This is a genomic window from Brevundimonas sp., from assembly GCF_041648055.1.
Taxonomy (GTDB): domain Bacteria; phylum Pseudomonadota; class Alphaproteobacteria; order Caulobacterales; family Caulobacteraceae; genus Brevundimonas.
Genome location: NZ_JBAZPS010000005.1, coordinates 1 through 18,762, shown reverse-complemented (window position 1 = coordinate 18,762; position 18,762 = coordinate 1). Strand labels below are relative to the sequence as shown.

Here is an 18,762-nt window from a genome sequence, read left to right as displayed (position 1 = left end):
AACCTTGTGACCGATATCGACGCACGCCTGATGGAAGACAAACGGAACCGGCTGGGGCGCATCGCCTTCCGGGCCTGGCGGCGTGGGTTCCGCGAGGCCGACCTGGTGCTGGGCCCGTTCACCGATCAGGTGGGGCCGACACTGACCGACGACGAACTGGACGCCTTCGAGGCCCTGCTGGCCCAGGACGACGATCACGAACTCTATGCCTGGATCATCGAGAGCCGTCCGACGCCGGACGAATACGAAACTCCGGTAATGGCCAAGATCAGAGCTTTCATGCGCGATCACGTGGCCGCTGCGGTCGCTGAAGGGGCCGGTTGATGGACGGCGAGGCGTTGCGGCGCAGCGAACAGGACCTCGGCGGCGCACCGGAGGGACTGGATGCGCTGACCGTTGCAGAGCGGCTGAAGACCGACGGCGGCATCGGTGTTTTCATAGCCCGCGACTATGGCCGAATGGGAGAGTTCGTCCAGGCGTTCGGATTCTTCTCAAAAGACATTGAAGTCGTGGAGTTTCCGGCCTGGGATTGTCTGCCCTACGACCGGCTGAGTCCCACATCGTCGGTGTCGGCCGAGCGGATGGCGGCCCTGACGCACTTGGCGCGGCGGGACTCTTCGGACAGGCACCCTCTGCTGGTCGTCACGACGGTCGGCGGGGCCATGCAGCGCACGCCGCCAAGCGAGATCACCGAAGGCGCGGGCTTCGAGGCCGTCACGGGCACCGATCTGGATACGACCCAGCTGGAGCGTTACTTCGCTGCGAACGGCTACATGCGGGCCTCGACCGTGTCGGAGAAGGGCGAGTTCGCCGTACGCGGCGGTGTGATCGACGTCTATCCGCCTGGGTTCGAAGAGCCCGTGCGACTGGACATGTTCGGCTCCGAGCTGGAATCGATTCGCACCTTCGATCCGGCCACACAGCGATCGACAGGACAGAAGACGTCGGTGGCCCTGGCCCCGGTGTCCGAGGCCCTGCTGGATGCCGACAGCATCTCGCGGTTCCGCACCGGCTATCTGAACCTGTTCGGCGCACCGGGCGATGACGCCCTGTATGCCGCGATCAGCGAGGGCGCGCGGCGTCAGGGCATGGAGCACTGGCTGCCGTTATTCTACGACCGGCTGGAGACGCTGTTCGACTATCTACCCGATGACGCGCGGCTGTTTCTGGACAATCAGGTGGAGGCGGCGCGGGCGGAGCGCTGGACCCTGACGGCCGACGCCTATGAGGCCCGGCGCGATGCCTCGATGACCAAGGCGGGCGCTGCCAACCGGGCCCTGCCGCCACAGCGGCTGTATCTGGATGCTGGCGACTGGAACAGCGCCCTGGCCGGTCGCTGGGTGCGTCGTCTGTCGCCGCTGGCCAATTCAGGCGAGGACGCCGGCGGACGCCTGGGCCGCAGCTTTGCCGCCGAGCGGGCGCAGGACAGCGTCAATCTGTTCGAGGCGGTCGCCCGGCATGCCCAGGCGCTGAAGGCGGCGGGCAAGCGGGTGCTGTTCGCCTCCTGGACCGAAGGCTCTTCGGAGCGGCTGGCCTCCATGATGGCCGACCACGGGCTGGAGCATGTCATCGCCGTGCGTGACTGGGCCGATGTCCAGGCCGCGCCGAAAGACGTCTATCTGCGCGGCATCTTGCCGGTTGAACATGGCTTCGAGACGGATGAGATCGCTGTCATCTCCGAAACCGACATGCTGGGCGACCGGCTGGCGCGTCCGCGCAAGAAGCGCCGGGCGTCCAACTTCCTGGCCGAGGCTTCGGCTCTGACGACGGGCGATCTGGTGGTCCATCTCGATCACGGCATCGGACGGTATGAGGGCCTCAAGACGCTGGAGATCCAGGAAGCCCCGCACGACTGCCTGGAGCTCATGTACGCCGGTGAGAGCAAACTCTACTTGCCGGTTGAAAACATTGATCTTCTGACACGTTACGGCAGCGATGCCGACGGGGCGCAGCTGGATCGTCTGGGCGGGGCAGGCTGGCAGGCCCGCAAGGCCAAGGCCAAGCAGCGGCTGCGCGACATGGCCGAGGGGCTGATCGCCCTGGCCGCCAAGCGGGCCTTGCGGACCTCAGAGGCCATCACCCCGCCGCACGGCCTGTTCGACGAGTTCTGTGCCCGCTTCCCCTATGAGGAGACAGACGATCAGCTGAACGCCATCGGCGACGTGCTGGAAGACCTTGGCAAGGGCACGCCTATGGATCGCCTGATCTGCGGCGACGTCGGCTTCGGCAAGACCGAGGTGGCGCTGCGGGCCGCCTTTGTGGTCGCCATGACCGGTCAGCAGGTCGCTATCGTCTGTCCTACGACCCTGTTGGCCCGACAGCACTTCAAGACCTTCAGCGAGCGCTTCGCGGGCTGGCCCATCACCGTGCGGCATCTGTCGCGCATGGTCACGGCCAAGGACGCGTCCGAGACCCGCGCGGGCCTGAAGGACGGTGCCTTCGAGATCGTGGTCGGGACCCACGCCGTCTTGAGCGAGCAGGTCGGGTTCAAGGACCTGGGCCTTGTTATCGTTGATGAAGAGCAGCATTTCGGGGTCAAGCATAAGGAGAAGCTGAAGTCGCTTCGGGCCGACGTTCATCTTCTGACCCTGACCGCCACGCCGATCCCGCGCACGCTCCAGATGGCGCTGTCAGGCATCCGCGAGATGTCGATCATAGCGACCCCGCCGGTCGATCGGCTTGCCGTTCGGACCTATGTCACGCCGTGGGATTCGGTCCTGGTCCGCGAGGCCCTGCTGCGCGAGAAGTACCGCGGCGGTCAGGCCTACTATGTCGCGCCACGCCTGAAGGACCTGCCCGACATCGAGCAGTTCCTGCGCGAACAGGTGCCCGAGGTGAAGTTCGTCGTCGGCCACGGCCAGATGAGCCCGACCCAGCTGGAAGACGTCATGAGCGCCTTCTACGACGGCACCTATGACGTGCTGCTGTCGACCACGATCGTCGAGAGTGGCCTGGACGTGCCGACGGCCAACACCCTGATCGTGCACCGGGCCGACATGTTCGGCCTGGCCCAGTTGCACCAGATCCGGGGCCGGATCGGACGGGCGAAGGCCCGGGCCTTTGCCTACCTCACCACGGATCCGAAGCGGCCTTTGTCGCTGTCGTCCGAACGGCGGCTGCAGGTGCTGCAGTCGCTCGACAACCTGGGGGCCGGTTTCCAGCTGGCCAGCCACGATCTGGACCAGCGCGGGGGTGGCAATCTGCTGGGCGACGAACAGTCGGGCCATATCCGCGAGGTCGGCGTCGAACTGTATCAGCAGATGCTGGAAGACGCGGTCGCGGAGCTCAAGCAGAACGGCGAGGGGGGCGAGATCGACCGAGGCTGGTCACCCGCCATCAATGTGGGCGCGGCCGTATTGATTCCAGAGGCTTATGTTCCGGACCTGAATGTGCGTCTGAGCCTGTATCGGCGCTTGTCCGATGCCGAAAAGACCGAGGAGCGCGAAGCCCTGGCCGCCGAACTGATCGACCGGTTTGGCCCGCTGCCGGACGAGGCCAAGCAGTTGCTGCGGATCGTCGGCATCAAGGCCAGTTGCAAGACCGCCTGTATCGAACGCATCGACATAGGGCCCAAGGGCGCGGTCCTGACCCTGCGCAACAACGCCTTCCCCAACCCCATGGGTCTGGTCGGCCTGATCCAGAAGAACCACGCCTTCTGGAAGATCCGGCCGGATCAGAAAATCGTGGTCAAGGGCGACTGGAACACACCCGAGGAGCGGCTGAAGGTGGCCGAACGCATCACGACGGACCTGGCGCGGGTGGCCGGAGCCTAGCGCGCGGCGTTGATGTCGTGAGACGCCCGCTCCAGCACCGCAGCCGGGCTCTCGCCGGGCTGTACCTCGGCGACGCCGCATTCGAACTCGACGACGAACGGGGTCTTGTCGGGGCCGGCCTCGAATGCGGTGCAGCCGATGACGGCGGCGATGCGGTCTGCGGCGATCCGGCCGGCGGGCCCGCGCGTGGCAGGCAGGGCCAGGGCGAAGACGTCCGGGGCCAGGCGGGCGGCCGTGTCCTCGGTCCGGATCAGGCGCGACACCATGGTGCCGACCTGCGGCAGGGCGCGATCCAGCCAGCCCCCCTGACGCGCCTCGCGGACGGCCTCGGTCTCGGTCACGCGCAATACAGCGACGGACAAGGGTCGGCGGCGCAGGCGGGCTCCCTCGGCCACGCGGGCCAGATGGCTGGCGAACAGTTCGGGCGTGAACAGGCCGGTATTGGGATCGGTCAGCCCTGAACCGCGTGCGCTTTCCAGCGACTTGCGAATGGCGACATGACGACGATGGGCGCGGGCCAGGGCGACGATACGGTCCGCCGTCTCGTCCTCGGGCGTGTCAGCGGCGGCCACGTCCGCAAAGCCGCGGTTGTAAAGCTCTGCCAGATTGATCTCGGCCGAACCGCGCAGATAGAGCACCGCCGGGATGTGATACAGGCGCGTGTTGCGCTTCATGCCAGAGGCGATGGACAGGGCCGGGGCGTGATCTTCGGCCCCCCACAGCACGGCGGCGTCGAAGGCCCGCTCATGCAGATAGTCGAAGGCAGTATAGGGCGTCGGGGCGGCGACGACCTCGCAACCGTGGGCTTCCAGTGCATTGGACAGGGCCAGAAAGTGCCGGTCTGCCTTGCCTGCAGCCAGGACGCGCAGGGGCGTATCATCGATATCGACCGGCTTGAGGGGTTCGCCCCGGGCGGTGAAGGTGGTTTCGCGCAGTGCCACTTCTTCCTCGGCGATAGCCGAGCGGACCAGGGCCTCGAGCCGCAAGGCGGCCTGGGCGGGGTGAGGGGGCGCTGACATGATCAGATCGGCTTGGTTACCGACCCATGTCGTCGCTTCGGACCCGATAGCCATGACAGGCAGGCGTCGCGGGGCGACGGCCAGCCGAAGCGCCTCGACGCCGGCTTCTGTGTCGGCGATGCGGGCGTCCAGAATGATGGCTTCCAGCGGCCAGTCCATCAGCACAGTCAGTGCGGCGGCCAGCGAGCGAGCCGTGACCGTGCGCCAGCCCAGAGCGTCCAGGCCCTGACACAGGGGCCCGACCACCGCGTCGTCATGGGCGACGACCAGAATGCGAGGATCGGAACTCAAGGGTGACATCTCCGGGGCCGGACCGCGTTCGGACTCGACGTCGGGGACCATAGCGATGCCACCCCGAATGGAGCAACAGCGAGTGCGCGCTTTCCCCTGTATTCAGATCGGCTATGGTGTCCGGCTAATGGGCGGTTGTGGGGACCGGATTGTCATCTGAAATGAACACACACGCGGTGACGCGATGGGTAGCGCCTGCGTTGTGGGGGCGGCTGGCCGTGCGGGCCTTTGCCCGAAGTTGGGGTCGCGATGTCATGCTGTACACCGGCGGGGTGTCGTTCTTCGCCCTGCTGGCGGTGTTTCCCGCGATCGCAATCCTGATCGGTTTCTACAAGGCTGTCCTGACCATAGGACAGGTCAGCGAACAGGCAGCGGCTTTGGCTGACGTCATGCCTCATGCGGCGCGGGCCATTTTCATGGCCGAGATCGATCGGCTGGCAAATGCCTCGGCCCGAACTGTATCGGCCCAATCCGCTTTCGCCGTGATCATCGGCGGCTATGCGGCACACCGGGGTTTCAAGGCCTTGCTGGCCGGACTTAATCTGATTCATGACGAGACGGAGCCGCACGGCTTCTTCAAATTCAATCTTCTGGCCTTCTTCGTGGCCCTGTTCGCCTTCCTTCTGTTCACCGTCGTGTCGGGGGCCGTCGTGACGTCGCGCATTCTGGAGCGTGCCAGCGCCGATGAACCTGGCCGTCTGGTATCCAACTGGAGCATGGATGCGCTCTGGCCTGCGCTGGGTCTGGGGCTGGGCCTGACGTTGCTCTATCGGTACGCCATGTCGCACCGTGCGCCGGTGGCCTGGATCCCGTCGATCGTCGGCGGTGTCGTGGCCACGATCATGTCGACCATCTCGTCCTGGCTCTGTGCCATCTATGTCGAGCAGATCGCGCCGTTGGGGGCCACCTATGGCTCCGTGGGGGCCGTGGTCGTGTTGCTGATCTGGCTGTCCTGGAACGTCAACGCCATCTTCTACGGCGGAGCATTCACCACAGAGATGGAACTGGCGGCCCGGTCAAAGGGCGCGCCCGATCTGGAGGCTGGCGAGGCCCTACCCGACAGCGTGGTCAAACTGTCGGACCGCCGGGCGCAGCGACGGTAATCGACAGGACGCCGTCGGCTTCCTCGACCGAGACGACCCGGCCCCCGATCTGGTCCATCAGGAACGGGACGTCGATACGGGCCATCGGATCGGTGGCCAGCAGGGTCAGATGACTGCTGGGGGCCGCTGCCTGCAGGGCCTTCTGCAGCTTCAGGCTGGGGACGGGACAGCGGTGGCCGCGTGCATCGACGATCACGACCTTGTACGTTCCATCAGCATGTCCAGAGCGACGCGGACACTGGCCAGCCGTATAGCTTCACGGCCCAGATCGCCGAACCGGTGCTCGGCATGACTCAGGCCACCGGGGCCACATGCCGCGAAATGGACCAGCCCGACGGGCTTGTCATTCGATCCTCCGCCCGGACCGGCGATGCCGGTGATCGAGACCGACAGGGTCGCCTGCGACTGCGCAACTGCCCCGCTCGCCATGGCACGCGCGACGGGCTCGGACACGGCTCCATGCGTGGCGATCATGCCAGCGGGCACGCCCAGCATCTCGGTCTTCGCGGCATTGCTGTAGGTCACGAACCCCCGGTCAAGGACCACGGATGAGCCCGCGACAGCGGTCAAGGCCCCGGCTACCAGACCGCCGGTGCAGCTCTCGGCCGTCGTGATCATCAGGTTTCTGGCGGCGGCGGCCACGATAACCTGACGGGCCAGTTGCTCAATGTCGTCGGGGAACATGGACAGGCTTTCCGGAGCGGCGGGGTTCTGGTCTAGGGTAGTCTATCCCCGCCTGACCGGAAGACCTTTCATGAGCCGACCATGAGTGAGACGAGCCTCGGCCCGGAAGTGGGCTACGCTGCACCGCGGCGGTCTTCGGATCGGCTAACGCCCCTTCTGTTCGCCCTGGCCATCTTCACTTCGGCGGCCCTGGTGTTCGGGGTCCAGCCCATGGTGACCAAGCTGGTCTTGCCGATGCTGGGCGGCTCGCCGTCAGTCTGGAACACGGCGATGGTCTTCTTCCAGACCGCGCTGCTGGCGGGTTACGGCTATGCGCATCTGTTGCAGCGGATCAGGTCGATCAAGCTGCAGGTCGGGCTTCATCTGGTCCTGCTCGTCGCGGCCGCCCTTTTCCTGCCGCTGCGTATCAACGGCTGGCTGGGCGACCCGGACCCGTCGGCCCCCATCGGCTGGTTGCTAGTGACCCTGACCCTGTCCGTGGGTGCTCCCTTTGCGGTGTTGTCCGCGACCGCGCCGCTGCTGCAGGCCTGGTACGCAAGGGTGCGTGTGGGGCAGGCGGAAGGCCAGAACCCCTATGTTCTTTACGCCGCGTCCAACCTGGGCAGCTTCCTGGCCCTTCTGTCCTATCCGGTTCTGATCGAGCCCCTTGCAACCTTGTCGGGTCAGCGATGGGGTTGGAGTGTCGGCTACGGCATCTTCGTGCTCATGATCGTTGGCCTGGCCGCAGTGGTCTGGAGCCGACGGCTGGATCGCTCGACAGAGCCGGCACCTCTGCCGACAAGTACGCCCATCCCATGGGCAGAAAAGATCCGCTTCGTGCTCCTGGCCGCCGCGCCTTCCAGCCTGATGCTGGGCGTCACCGCGCATCTGTCGACCGATGTGGCCTCGGCACCGTTTCTTTGGGTCATACCGCTGGCATTGTACCTGCTGACGTTCGTCATCGCATTTCAGGCGCGGCCATGGATACCGCTACCCATAACGCTTGTCCTGTCGGCGGCATTGGGCGCGATGTGCGCCGTGGTGGTGGCGTTCCGGTCGATCGAGTGGACTTTGGCCTTTGGGGTCAGCCTGCTGGCCTTCTTTTTCCTGACACTGATGTGTCACCAGCTGATGGCCGCCCGCCGCCCGCCTCCGGATCGCCTGACGGAGTTCTACCTGCTGATGTCCCTGGGCGGGGTGATCGGCGGGGCGTTCACGGCCCTGGTCGCACCTCTGCTGTTCGACATGGTGTGGGAGTATCCGCTGGTCCTGGTGCTGGTCGGTCTGTTCCGGCCCTGGGGCAAGGGTGGGCTGACCTCCTATCAGACGATGGCGGTGATCCTGGCGATCGTGTCGTCCGCCGCACCGGTCCTGGTATCGATCGCGCTGAATGCCGACGACTATGCGCGCACGATCTTCTACGCCAAGTCGCCGTTGATGATGCCGCAATTGACCATATTGCTGCTGCTTCCTGCCGTGATCTGCGCGTTCCTGCTTCGGGATCGGGGTCTGGTCTTTACCGGTATCGTGCTGCTGATGACCCTGTCAGCCCAATGGGTCGGCCGCGGACATGACACCAGCTTTTCAGACCGCAGCTTCTTCGGCGTCGTGCGTATCGCCAATGTGCCGGACCCACGTCTGGGCGGCGATGTGCATGTACTGACGCACGGAACGACCTATCACGGAGCCCAGGCACGCAATCCGCTCTTCGCCTGCACGGCGCGGATGTACTATGCAGCAACCACCCCGATTGGGCAGTCAGCGCTGATTGTCGGGCGTCGCGGCCCGGCCAATATCGGCGTGGTCGGCCTGGGGACAGGTGCCATGGCCGCCTACAAGCGGGCCGAGGACCGGATGACCTTCTTCGAGATCGACCCCATGGTCGATCGTCTCGCGCGCGATCCAGACTGGTTTACCTATATCTCCGGCTGCGCTCAGGGGCCTGTCAGGACCGTACTGGGGGATGCGCGCCTGACGCTGGCCAATGAACCGGTCGGCAGCTACGACCTGCTGGTCATAGACGCCTTTTCTTCGGATGCCGTGCCGACGCATCTGCTCACCGTCGAGGCTATCGATGGCTACCTGCAGCAGCTGAAGCCGACGGGTGTGGTGGTGCTGCACCTGTCCAACCGCAACCTGGACATCACCCTGCCGGCGATCGCGGCGGCCCAGGCGCTGGGGCGGCCCAAACTTCATCAGGTGACTTACCAGGGCCCATCGACGCCCGATCTGGCCGAAGCATCGACCGAGGTCCTGATCCTGTCGCCGACCGAGCAGGGGCTGGAAGATTTCCGCAGCGACCCACGCTGGATAGACCCTGCGGACACCGATGTCGCGGCCTGGACTGACGACTATGTGAACCTGTTCGGGGCAATGCGTCGTCGATATCAACCGGTCGCCGCGCCGGAGGCCTAGCTGCGTGCCGGCAGTTCGATGGTGGCCAGGGCCTGGGCGGCCAGGCCTTCGCCTCGACCGGTGAACCCCATGGCCTCGGTCGTGGTCGCCTTGACGCTGACCGCGTCCAGCGGAAGAGCCAGCAGTTCGGCGAGGCGTTCGCGCATAGCCTGACGGTGCGGTTTCACCTTGGGCCGCTCGCAGATCAGGGTGACATCCACATTGACCAGTCGCCCGCCCCGCGCGCTCAGCCGCTCGACCGCGTGGATCAGGAACAGATCGGACGAGGCCCCCTTCCATTGCGGGTCCGTTGGTGGGAAGTGATCCCCGATGTCGCCATCACCCATGGCGCCCAGAATGGCGTCGGTCAGCGCGTGCAGTCCCGCATCGGCATCCGAATGGCCGATCAGGGTCTGGTCATGCGAAATCTCGACCCCGCACAGCCACACGGCATTGCCTGGCCCCCAGCGGTGGGCGTCGAAGCCCTGACCCACGCGGATCTGACGGGGAATGTAGGCCTCGGCCATGGCAAAATCCTCTGGGTAGGTAAGTTTCATCAGGCGAGAGTCGCCTGACACGATGCGGACTCGGCCACCCGCGCGCTGAACGACGGTGGCCTCATCGGTGGCGACCTCGTCGGCGGGCCAAGCGGCGTAGGCGGATGTAATCTTGTCATGGCGGAAGGCCTGCGGGGTCTGGGCCCGCCAAAGGTCGCCGCGTTCGACCTCGCCAGTGACGATGTCGCCGTCCGCACGGCGCAGGCTGTCGGCGACCGGCAGGGCGGGCAGGGCACCGTCGGCATCAGCTAGGGCGGCAATCACCCTGTCGATGACGCTGCGATCCAGCAGGGGGCGGGCGGCATCATGGATCAGGACTGGACGGTCGGTTGGGCCTTTGAGGGCCGCGAGACCATTCTGAACAGACGCCGCGCGTGTCGACCCGCCGAGCGTCAGACGCCAGCCGCTCAAACCCCCCAGGGCTGCCTGTGCTTCAGCCTCGGCGTCGCCCGCCACGACCACGACGAGATCTTCCGCCCCGGCCTCGATCAGGGCCTCGACCGACCACCGGATCACCGGCTTGCCGCCCAGGTCGCGCCATTGCTTGGGTCCGCCGAAACGGGAGCCGGAACCGGCGGCCACCACAATGGCGGCAAAGCGGGGGAGGGGTGTCGTCATTACGGCCTTCTAATCGCCGCCGTCATGCTTGACGAGGGGGCGTCGACGCGCGGTAAGGGGCCACATGGCCACAGGCATACAGATCGGTGACGTTTGGGTGCCCGGACGGGTGCTGACCGCGCCCATGACCGGGATCACGGACCTGCCGTTCCGCGTCCTGGCCTCCCGGCTGGGCGCCGCCTATGTGGCGACAGAGATGGTCGCGGCCGCGGAGCTGGCACGGGCACGGCCTGATGTCGTTCGGCGCGCAGCAGTCGGGGACGGCCTGCCCCTGACCGTGATCCAGCTGGTCGGGCGTGATCCGGCGACGATGGCGCAGGGCGCGCGCATGGCCGAGGCGGCAGGGGCCGACATCATCGACCTGAATTTCGGCTGTCCGGCCAAGGAGGTCACAGGCTCGGCATGCGGCTCGGCCTTGATGCGCACGCCCGATCTGGCCGCGCGCCTGATGCAGGCGGCGGTCGAGGCGACCTCGCGCCCCGTCACGGTCAAGATGCGGCTGGGCTGGGATGACGCAAGCCGCAATGCGCCCGACATTGCCCGCCGGGCCGAGGACCTGGGTATCAAGGCCATCACGGTCCACGGGCGCACCCGCCAGCAATTCTACACCGGCCGCGCCGACTGGCGGGCGGTGGGCGAGGTCAAGGCGGCGGTCGCCCTGCCGGTGATCGTCAATGGCGATATCCTGACGGCCGACGATGCCCGCGAGGCCCTGCACCAGTCGGGCGCGGACGCGCTTATGCTGGGCCGCGGTGTCTATGGGCGGCCTTGGCTGGCGGCGCATCTGGAGCGGGCGCTGGCAGACGGGACGGTTCTGACCGAGCCGGACCGCGCCGAACGCACCGCCATAGTGATCGAGCATCTGCGGGCTTCGGTGGCCTTCTACGGCCTGCCACTAGGGCTGAAGATGTTCCGCAAACATCTGGGCTGGTATGTCGAACAGGCCCCCTGGCCTGCAGATCCCCAGGAGCGGCGCGCGGCCAAGGCGCGCCTGTGTCGGCTCGAGCACCCGGGCGAGGTGGAGCAGGCGATCACGCAGCTGTGGTCGTCAGTGACGCTTTCCGGTCACTCGCCTGTTGATCTAGCGCCACAGTTGGTAGACGCTGGAGCGGTATGACGGAGACGCCCATCGCGACCCACGCCGATCAGACGCCCCCGCCGAGCGGCATGGGGGGCTGGTTTTCCGGTTGGTCCGAAGAGCGTCGTCGCAATCTGTTCCTGTTCACATTTGGCCTGTCGCTCCTGATAACGGCTGCAGCCATCTGGCTGGTCGCCGAGGCTCCGGGCACAAGCGGCGAGGGAGCCCGCGATCTGGCCAGCCGGGCCGTGCTGTGGATCCTGTCGATCAATCTGGTGCTGATCCTGGCCTTGGCAGTGGTCGTCGGGCGACGCGCGATCGGCCTGTTCCGGCGCAGATCCGACGCGGGTGCGCGCTTGCACCTGAGGTTCGTGACCCTGTTCTCGATGGTGGCCCTGATACCGTCGATCCTGATCGCCCTGGTATTCGGCGTTTTGGTCAACCGGGGCGTCGACCAGTGGTTCAGCGACAATGTCCAATCCGCCGTCGAAAACGGCGCGACCATCGGGCGGGCCTATCAGGAAGACGTGGCCAACGAGATGGATGGCGACATACTGGTCGTCGCGGAACAGTTGAACAGTGTTCGGCCCCTTTTTGACAACCGGGTGCAGTTTTCTGATGCTCTGTCTCAGGTCGGACAACTGTTCGGTTATCCCGCCGTCTACATTTTAGGGTCCGACGGGCAGGTTCTGGCCAGCGGTGAATCGCCAGGTGCCCCACCCTATGTCGCTCCTTCCATGGAAGCGTTGGAAGAAGCATCGCTTGAAGGTGCCCCTCCTGCTCAAGAGGTCACCGAGGGGCCGGACGCGGTGCGTTCCGTCATGGTCTTGCCTGCCTATGGCGACGCCTTTCTTTATATGGTCCGCCCGCTTCAGCCTGGCTTGCTGGCCCAGATGCGCAATGGCGAGGAATCGATTCTGGCCTATCGGGAGGCCCAAGCCAGCCGCGAACGCATCCAGGCCTCATTCGCGCTCAGCTATGTCGAGACGGCTTTGCTGGTTCTCGTTGGGGCAGTCTGGCTGGGTATGTCGGCTGCCAGCTCCATCTCCGGCCCCATCGGGCGGCTTGTCGAGGCGGCGGACAAGGTGGCGGGCGGCGATCTGGCGGCGCGTGTGGACGGCAACGACGGGCCGGGCGAAATCCGTATGCTTTCAGCCGCGTTCAACCGCATGACTGCCGATCTGGCCGCTCAGCAGTCGGCACTGCGTGCGGCGAGCGAGGAGGCGACGGGGCGGACCCGCTTTATCGAGACGGTGCTGTCGGGCGTATCGGCTGGCGTCATAGGGCTTGACCGCCAGCGCCGGGTCTCGGCCATCAACGACAGCGCGGTCGAACTGCTGGCCATATCCGACACGGACATCATCGGTCGTCCGCTCGGCGAGGTCTCGCCCGAGCTCAGCGAACTGGCGGCGCGGGCCGAGGCCCATATCGAAGAAGAGATCGACGTGACTCTGGAGGGTGAAACACGTCGTCTGCGGGTGCGGATCGAAGGTGGTGTCGGCGGAGAGATGGTCCTGACCTTCGACGACATCACACGTCTGGTCACGGCCCAGCGCAACGCCGCATGGCGTGACGTAGCGCAGCGCATCGCGCACGAGATCAAGAACCCGCTGACGCCCATCCAGCTCTCGGCCGAACGGCTGCGTCGCCGCTATCGCAAACAGGTCGAAGAGGACGTCGAGGTCTTCGACCGCTGCACCGAGACCATCATCCGTCAGGTGGGTGACATCGGGCGGATGGTCGATGAGTTCTCGTCTTTCGCCCGGATGCCCGCGCCACGATTTACGTCGTCCGATCCGGCGGAGTTGTTGCGTGAGGCGGTGTTCGCACAGCGCGTGGCCGTTGCCGAGATCACTGTCGAACTGGCCGAGCCCCTGCCCAAGGTCACCATTCACGCGGACCGCCCCATGATCGGTCAGGCCCTGGCCAACATCCTGAAGAATGCGGGGGAGGCCGTGGCCCTGCGCCGCGAAACGGACCCCAGGGCCGGTGACGGAGACGGTCCGGGTATTCTGGCGCGCTTGCTGGTCGAGGACGACGTGGCGACCTTCGTGATCGAGGATGACGGGCCCGGCCTGCCTGCCAAGGATCGTGATCGCCTGACCGAACCCTATGTGACGACGCGCGAGAAGGGCACTGGCCTTGGCCTCGCCATCGTCAAACGCATCTGCGAGGAGCATGGCGGCGAGCTCAAACTGGCCGACGCCGAGACGCTGGGCGGTGCCAAGGTCTGCCTGATCTTTCCTCTGAAATCCCAACAGCCATCGACCGGATCGCCCAGGGTGAAGGATGCTCCCGCGTCCCGATCCGTGACCGTTCCGGCCAACGAATAGCGAGGCGATATGCGATCCACGGGAGCCGATATTCTGGTCGTCGACGACGAGGCCGACATCCGCGAACTGGTGTCCGGCCTGCTGGAGGACGAAGGCCACGCCGTGCGCGTGGCGTCCAACTCCGAAGAAGCGCTAGCCGCGATTCGTGCACGCAAGCCCTCGCTGGCCCTGCTCGACATCTGGATGAAGGGCGGCGGTCTGGACGGGCTGGAGCTGCTGGACGTCATCAAGGAACTGGATCCCGACCTGCCCGTCGTCATGATCTCGGGCCACGGCAATATCGAGACGGCGGTCACGGCCCTGCAACGCGGGGCCTATGACTTCATCGAAAAGCCCTTCAAGTCCGATCGGCTGGTCGTCGTCGTGCAGCGCGCACTGGAAACCAGCTCCCTGAAGCGTGAGAACCGCCGTCTGAAGGCCCAGGTCAACGAGCCTGACGGCTTCATCGGTCGCTCGGCGGCGGCCCAGGCCCTGCGCACCACCATCGCCAAGGTCGCCCCGGCCAACAGCCGCGTCCTGATCAGCGGCCCCCCCGGTTCCGGCAAGGAGCTGGTCGCGCGCCAGATCCATGAGGCCAGCGCCCGCTCGCGCGGCGAGTTCGTCGCCATCGCCGCAGCCGGCATGACGCCTGAGCGACTGGATCTGGAGCTGTTCGGCGAAGAGGGGCACGACGGTCGCCCCCGCAAGATCGGCGTCTTCGAGCGCGCCCACAACGGCACGCTTTATCTGGACGACGTCGCCGACATGCCGCGCGAGAGCCAGAGCCGGGTCCTGCGCGTCCTGGTCGAACAGCGCTTCCGCCGCGTCGGCGGCGAGCAGGACGTGCAGGTCGATATCCGCGTCATCACCTCGACCTCGCGCGACCTCAAGGTCGAGATCGCAGAGGGCCGCTTCCGCGAAGACCTGTTCCACCGCCTGAACGTCGTGCCCATACGCGTGCCCGCCCTGTCGGAGCGGCGCGAGGACATCGGCGAGCTGATCGACTATTTCATCGACACCTTGTCGGCCTCGCAAGGCCTGCCGAAGCGGCGCATGGGCGACGACGCCATCGCGGTGCTGCAGGTCCATCCCTGGCCGGGCAATGTCCGTCAGCTGCGCAACAACGTCGAGCGGCTGCTGATCCTGGCGACGGGCGATCCGTCCGAGCCGATCAGCGCCGACATGCTGCCGTCCGAGGCGACCAATGCCAACTCCACCGGCACGCTTGGCGCGGAGCGGATCATCGCCCTGCCGCTGCGCGAGGCGCGCGAGGTGTTCGAGCGCGAATATCTGGCGGCCCAGATCATGCGCTTCGGCGGCAACATCAGCCGCACCGCCGCCTTCATCGGCATGGAGCGCTCGGCCCTGCACAGGAAGCTGAAGTCGTTGGGCGTCTCCCCCTCGCGCGGTGGCGACGACGAGGAAGAGCCGGTGGCCGAAGCATGAGCCGCGTCGCCTACGTCAACGGCCAGTACCAACCGCACGGCCGGGCCATGGTCCATGTGGAGGATCGCGGCTTCCAGTTCGCCGACGGCGTCTATGAGGTCTGGTCCATCTTCGACGGGCGGATGGCCGATTTCGACGGCCACATGACCCGCCTGCACCGCAGCCTGAACGAGCTGCGGATCGACATCCCCATGAGCCGCGAGGCCCTGACGCGGGTGCTGCACGAGACCATCCGGCGCAATCGCGTCACCAACGGCATCGTCTATCTGCAGGTCACGCGCGGCACGGCCCGGCGCGATCACCCGTTCCCGGCCGAGGGCACCCCGCCCAGCGTCATCGTCACCTCCCGCTCCATCAGCGCCAGCAAGGCGGAGGCACAGGCGCAAAAGGGCGTCGCCGTCCTGACCCAGCCTGACATCCGCTGGGGCCGCTGCGACATCAAGACCGTCGGCCTGCTGGCCAACGTCCTGGCCAAACAGGCGGCGCGCGAGGCCGGGGCCTATGAGGCCTGGATGGTCGACGAGATGGGCCTGGTGACCGAGGGCTCCTCGACCAATGCCTGGATCGTCGACGAGCACGGCAAGCTGCGGACCCGCGACACCCAGGCCAACATTCTGAAGGGCATCACCCGCACAGCCCTGATGGCTCTGATCGAGCACGAAAAGCTGGAGCTGGACGAACGCCCCTTCAGCGTGGACGAGGCCAAGCGCGCGAAGGAAGCCTTCTTCACCGCCGCCGGGGCCTTCGTCATGCCGGCGGTGTCCATCGACGGCACCACCATCGGCGACGGCAAGCCCGGCCCTATCGCGACCCGCCTTCGCACCCTGTATCTTGAACAGGCCAAACGCGACGCCATTTAGGGTCGCGCCCTGTTGCGATGCCGCCCTGGCGGTGCGTAATGTGGCGGGCCGGGCATTCGATCCGGTCCCGTGTGGTCACTCGCGCGGCGGAACAAGCAAGAACAGGGGCAAACCTGCCATGTCGCAAGACAAATCCAAGAACCTTCAGGACACCTTCCTCAACTCGGTCCGCAAGACCAAGACGCCGCTGACCATCTTCCTGGTCAACGGGGTCAAGCTGCAGGGCATCGTGACCTGGTTCGACAACTTCTGTGTGCTGCTGCGCCGCGATGGCCAGTCGCAACTGGTCTACAAGCACGCCATCTCCACCATCATGCCGTCAGCACCCGTGCAGCTGTACGAGCCTGACGCCGACGAAGACTGATTGACCCAAAAACTTATCGACCACGCCGTCCCGCTGATCCGGGCGATCGTCATCCACCCCGATGGACGCAGCGAAAGCAGTCGCGCGGCGGAGGAGCGGCTTGAAGAGGCGGTGGGCCTGGCCCGCGCGCTGGACCTGGACGTGCGCGCCGAAGAGATCGTGCGCCTGCGCAAGGTCACGCCCGCCACCCTGTTCGGCACCGGCAAGGTCGAGGAGCTGGCCGCCCTGGTCACGGCCGCAGAGGCCGAGGCCGTGGTCATCGACGACGACCTGACCCCGGTCCAGCAGCGCAATCTGGAAAAGGCCTGGGACTGCAAGGTCATCGACCGCACCGGCCTGATCCTGGAAATCTTCGGTCGCCGCGCCCGCACCAAGGAGGGCCGGCTTCAGGTCGAGCTGGCCCGGCTGGACTATGAGAAGTCGCGCCTGGTCCGCACCTGGACCCACCTGGAGCGGCAGCGCGGCGGCACCGGCTCGACCGGCGGCCCCGGCGAGACCCAGATCGAGCTGGACCGCCGCCTGATCGCCGACCGAATCGTCAAGCTGAAGGTCGAGCTGGACGAGGTGCGCCGCACGCGCGGCCTGCACCGCAAACAGCGCCAGAAGGTGCCGTTCCCGACCATCGCCCTGGTCGGCTACACCAATGCCGGCAAGTCGACCCTGTTCAACCGTCTCACCGGTTCCGAGGTCATGGCCAAGGACCTGCTGTTCGCCACCCTGGACACGACCCAGCGCACCATTCGCCTGCCGCAGGGGCGTCCCGCCATCATCGCCGACACCGTCGGCTTCATCTCCGACCTGCCGCACGAACTGGTCGAAAGCTTCCGTGCCACTCTGGAAGAGGTGGGCGAGGCCGACCTGATCCTGCACGTCCGCGACATCGCCTCGACCGACACGGCGGCCCAGGCCCGGGACGTCGAGACGGTCCTGAAACAGATCGAACAACCGACTGCCGCCGACGGCACGGTCAAGCCACGCCGCATCCTGGAGGTCTGGAACAAGACCGACCTGCTGGACCCTGAGGCGCGCGAAGCCATCGAGGGTCAGGCCGCTCGATCCGGCAACACTGCCGTCGCCGTCTCCGCCTGGACGGGGGAGGGGATCGAGACCCTGCGCCACGCCATCACCGAGCTGATCGACGACGACCCCGAAATGGACCTGGTCCTGCAACCCTCCCAGGGCGAGGCCCTGGCCTGGCTCTACGAACACGGCCGCGTCACGGCGCGCGACACGGATGCGGAAGGGCGGACCCATCTGACGGTGCGGCTGGACCCGCAGGCCATGGGACGGTTCGAGCGGCAGTTTCAGGCGGGGTGAGGGCGGCTAGCAGGCTTGGATGACTGCTTTTCGTAAACAACGTGGTGTCCGCTTTCGACCCTAAGCAGACCCCCAGCGCCAGGCATGAACGCAGCTTCCCTCATAGCTAATATGCTTCAGGACGGCCCCAAGGCTGTAGTCAATCAGTTCGCTGTTGCCTGGGCCGCCGCCTTCGAGCGCGGGACCACCAGAATAGAAAGCGTCGTTCTTTCGCTGGTCATAAAGGGTGCCTCCAAGCCGGACGAGGTCATCTAGGGGCAAAGATGCTTCGGCGCGTTCGAGAATGTCGAAGTAGTTACGGTAGGTCCTAACTGAAAGCGTGTGCTTCTTCGTCTTGGCGAACGCCTCTAACTCGGCCTCCATAGCAGGCCGATCCAATCGCCCTTCTAGGGCGTGCAGCAAATGCACCGTGAGGCGACCGTCAGGGTACTCGATCTCCTCCGGTCGAAGTATGTGAAAATAAGGACGTCCGATCAGGAAAGCGAACACGCCGCCGACCTCCAGATGGAAGGCGCTTGCAGTCATTTCGGGAACATCCCGAAGTAATCCGGGAGCATTGTCCTCCAGAACGGTCACGCCCTGTTCGATGTAGTCGCGTGGGTTCTCACCGCGCCTCCAAAGAAGCAGCCCCGAATGAAACCGATAGCTTGGTAGACGTGCGTAGTTTCTGGCTACACCCGACGCGTTCCCTTTGGCAGTCAAAAGCTCAATCGCTTTCACGCCACGGTCAAAGAACTCTTGGTTCAAGGTTAGCCGGTTCTTCATGGTCGGATACGGTGTGTCAGACGAAGGGAGCAATCAAGTCCTCGCCTGATCGTCAGCGCTATGTCCGGTTTCCACGGTGGCCTCAACCGGTGACCGCAACACGCTAACTTTTCTTCGGAGATGGAGCGTGGGTCATGAAGCAGCGGCGGCGGATCTATTATTCGGCGGCTCAACGGGCTGAAATCTGGGATCGCTGGAAGGC

15 protein-coding genes are annotated in these 18,762 nt (G+C 65.8%); 10 read left to right on the top strand and 5 right to left on the bottom strand.

Features of this window, described 5'->3' with window-relative positions:
- The first annotated feature begins 6 nt into the window (after window positions 1-6).
- Together WC585_RS11065 and mfd are read left to right on the top strand one after the other, a co-directional pair.
- Complete coding sequence (locus WC585_RS11065) at window positions 7-324, top strand: succinate dehydrogenase assembly factor 2 (protein WP_373258039.1); 318 nt, start codon at window positions 7-9, stop codon at window positions 322-324.
- A complete protein-coding gene (gene mfd / locus WC585_RS11060) occupies window positions 324-3,773 on the top strand; it encodes a transcription-repair coupling factor (RefSeq protein WP_373258038.1) in 3,450 nt (1,149 codons plus the stop codon). The genes WC585_RS11065 and mfd overlap by 1 nt, the downstream gene beginning before the upstream one ends.
- On the opposite strand, the gene WC585_RS11055 is transcribed toward mfd, so the two are convergent.
- Complete coding sequence (locus tag WC585_RS11055) at window positions 3,770-5,083, bottom strand: diguanylate cyclase domain-containing protein (RefSeq protein ID WP_373258037.1); 1,314 nt, start codon at window positions 5,081-5,083, stop codon at window positions 3,770-3,772. The genes mfd and WC585_RS11055 overlap by 4 nt on opposite strands.
- 161 nt (window positions 5,084-5,244) lie before the next feature.
- Here WC585_RS11055 and WC585_RS11050 point away from each other — a divergent pair, with 161 nt between their 5' ends.
- Window positions 5,245-6,186 (top strand): YihY/virulence factor BrkB family protein, encoded by a 942-nt coding sequence (locus WC585_RS11050; protein ID WP_373258036.1) that lies wholly within the window; start codon window positions 5,245-5,247, stop codon window positions 6,184-6,186.
- On the opposite strand, the gene WC585_RS11045 is transcribed toward WC585_RS11050, so the two are convergent.
- Both WC585_RS11045 and WC585_RS11040 read right to left on the bottom strand, forming a co-directional pair.
- Window positions 6,152-6,382 (bottom strand): sulfurtransferase TusA family protein, encoded by a 231-nt coding sequence (locus WC585_RS11045; protein ID WP_373258035.1) that lies wholly within the window; start codon window positions 6,380-6,382, stop codon window positions 6,152-6,154. The two genes, WC585_RS11050 and WC585_RS11045, sit on opposite strands and share 35 nt — an antisense overlap.
- Entirely contained in the window at window positions 6,379-6,870 is a 492-nt protein-coding gene (locus WC585_RS11040) for a CinA family protein (protein WP_373258034.1), read from the bottom strand. Before WC585_RS11040 ends, WC585_RS11045 begins: the two co-directional genes overlap by 4 nt.
- A gap of 81 nt (window positions 6,871-6,951) precedes the next feature.
- Between WC585_RS11040 and WC585_RS11035 the strand changes: the two genes are divergently transcribed.
- Window positions 6,952-9,264 carry a fused MFS/spermidine synthase gene (locus WC585_RS11035; RefSeq protein WP_373258033.1) on the top strand — a complete coding sequence of 771 codons (2,313 nt, stop codon included), beginning with the start codon at window positions 6,952-6,954 and terminating at the stop codon, window positions 9,262-9,264.
- On the opposite strand, the gene WC585_RS11030 is transcribed toward WC585_RS11035, so the two are convergent.
- Complete coding sequence (locus tag WC585_RS11030) at window positions 9,261-10,418, bottom strand: bifunctional 2-C-methyl-D-erythritol 4-phosphate cytidylyltransferase/2-C-methyl-D-erythritol 2,4-cyclodiphosphate synthase (protein ID WP_373258032.1); 1,158 nt, start codon at window positions 10,416-10,418, stop codon at window positions 9,261-9,263. The genes WC585_RS11035 and WC585_RS11030 overlap by 4 nt on opposite strands.
- A gap of 64 nt (window positions 10,419-10,482) precedes the next feature.
- On the opposite strand from WC585_RS11030, the gene dusB reads away from it, so the two are divergent.
- The 6 genes from dusB (at window position 10,483) to hflX (ending at window position 17,795) form a co-directional block, all read left to right on the top strand.
- On the top strand, window positions 10,483-11,535 hold the full coding sequence (gene dusB / locus WC585_RS11025) for a tRNA dihydrouridine synthase DusB (protein WP_373258031.1): 1,053 nt from the start codon (window positions 10,483-10,485) through the stop codon (window positions 11,533-11,535).
- Window positions 11,532-13,829, top strand: coding sequence for an ATP-binding protein (locus tag WC585_RS11020; RefSeq protein ID WP_373258030.1), 2,298 nt, complete (start codon window positions 11,532-11,534; stop codon window positions 13,827-13,829). Before dusB ends, WC585_RS11020 begins: the two co-directional genes overlap by 4 nt.
- A gap of 9 nt (window positions 13,830-13,838) precedes the next feature.
- On the top strand, window positions 13,839-15,254 hold the full coding sequence (locus tag WC585_RS11015) for a sigma-54-dependent transcriptional regulator (protein ID WP_373258029.1): 1,416 nt from the start codon (window positions 13,839-13,841) through the stop codon (window positions 15,252-15,254).
- A complete protein-coding gene (locus WC585_RS11010) occupies window positions 15,251-16,114 on the top strand; it encodes a D-amino-acid transaminase (protein ID WP_373258028.1) in 864 nt (287 codons plus the stop codon). Before WC585_RS11015 ends, WC585_RS11010 begins: the two co-directional genes overlap by 4 nt.
- A gap of 118 nt (window positions 16,115-16,232) precedes the next feature.
- Window positions 16,233-16,478 carry an RNA chaperone Hfq gene (gene hfq / locus WC585_RS11005; protein WP_168048505.1) on the top strand — a complete coding sequence of 82 codons (246 nt, stop codon included), beginning with the start codon at window positions 16,233-16,235 and terminating at the stop codon, window positions 16,476-16,478.
- Window positions 16,479-17,795, top strand: a complete 1,317-nt coding sequence (gene hflX, locus WC585_RS11000; protein WP_373258027.1) for a GTPase HflX — start codon at window positions 16,479-16,481, stop codon at window positions 17,793-17,795.
- 60 nt (window positions 17,796-17,855) lie between these two features.
- Here the strand turns inward: hflX and WC585_RS10995 are convergent, their stop codons facing one another.
- Complete coding sequence (locus WC585_RS10995; protein ID WP_373258026.1) at window positions 17,856-18,542, bottom strand: hypothetical protein; 687 nt, start codon at window positions 18,540-18,542, stop codon at window positions 17,856-17,858.
- Window positions 18,543-18,762: the final 220 nt, after the last annotated feature.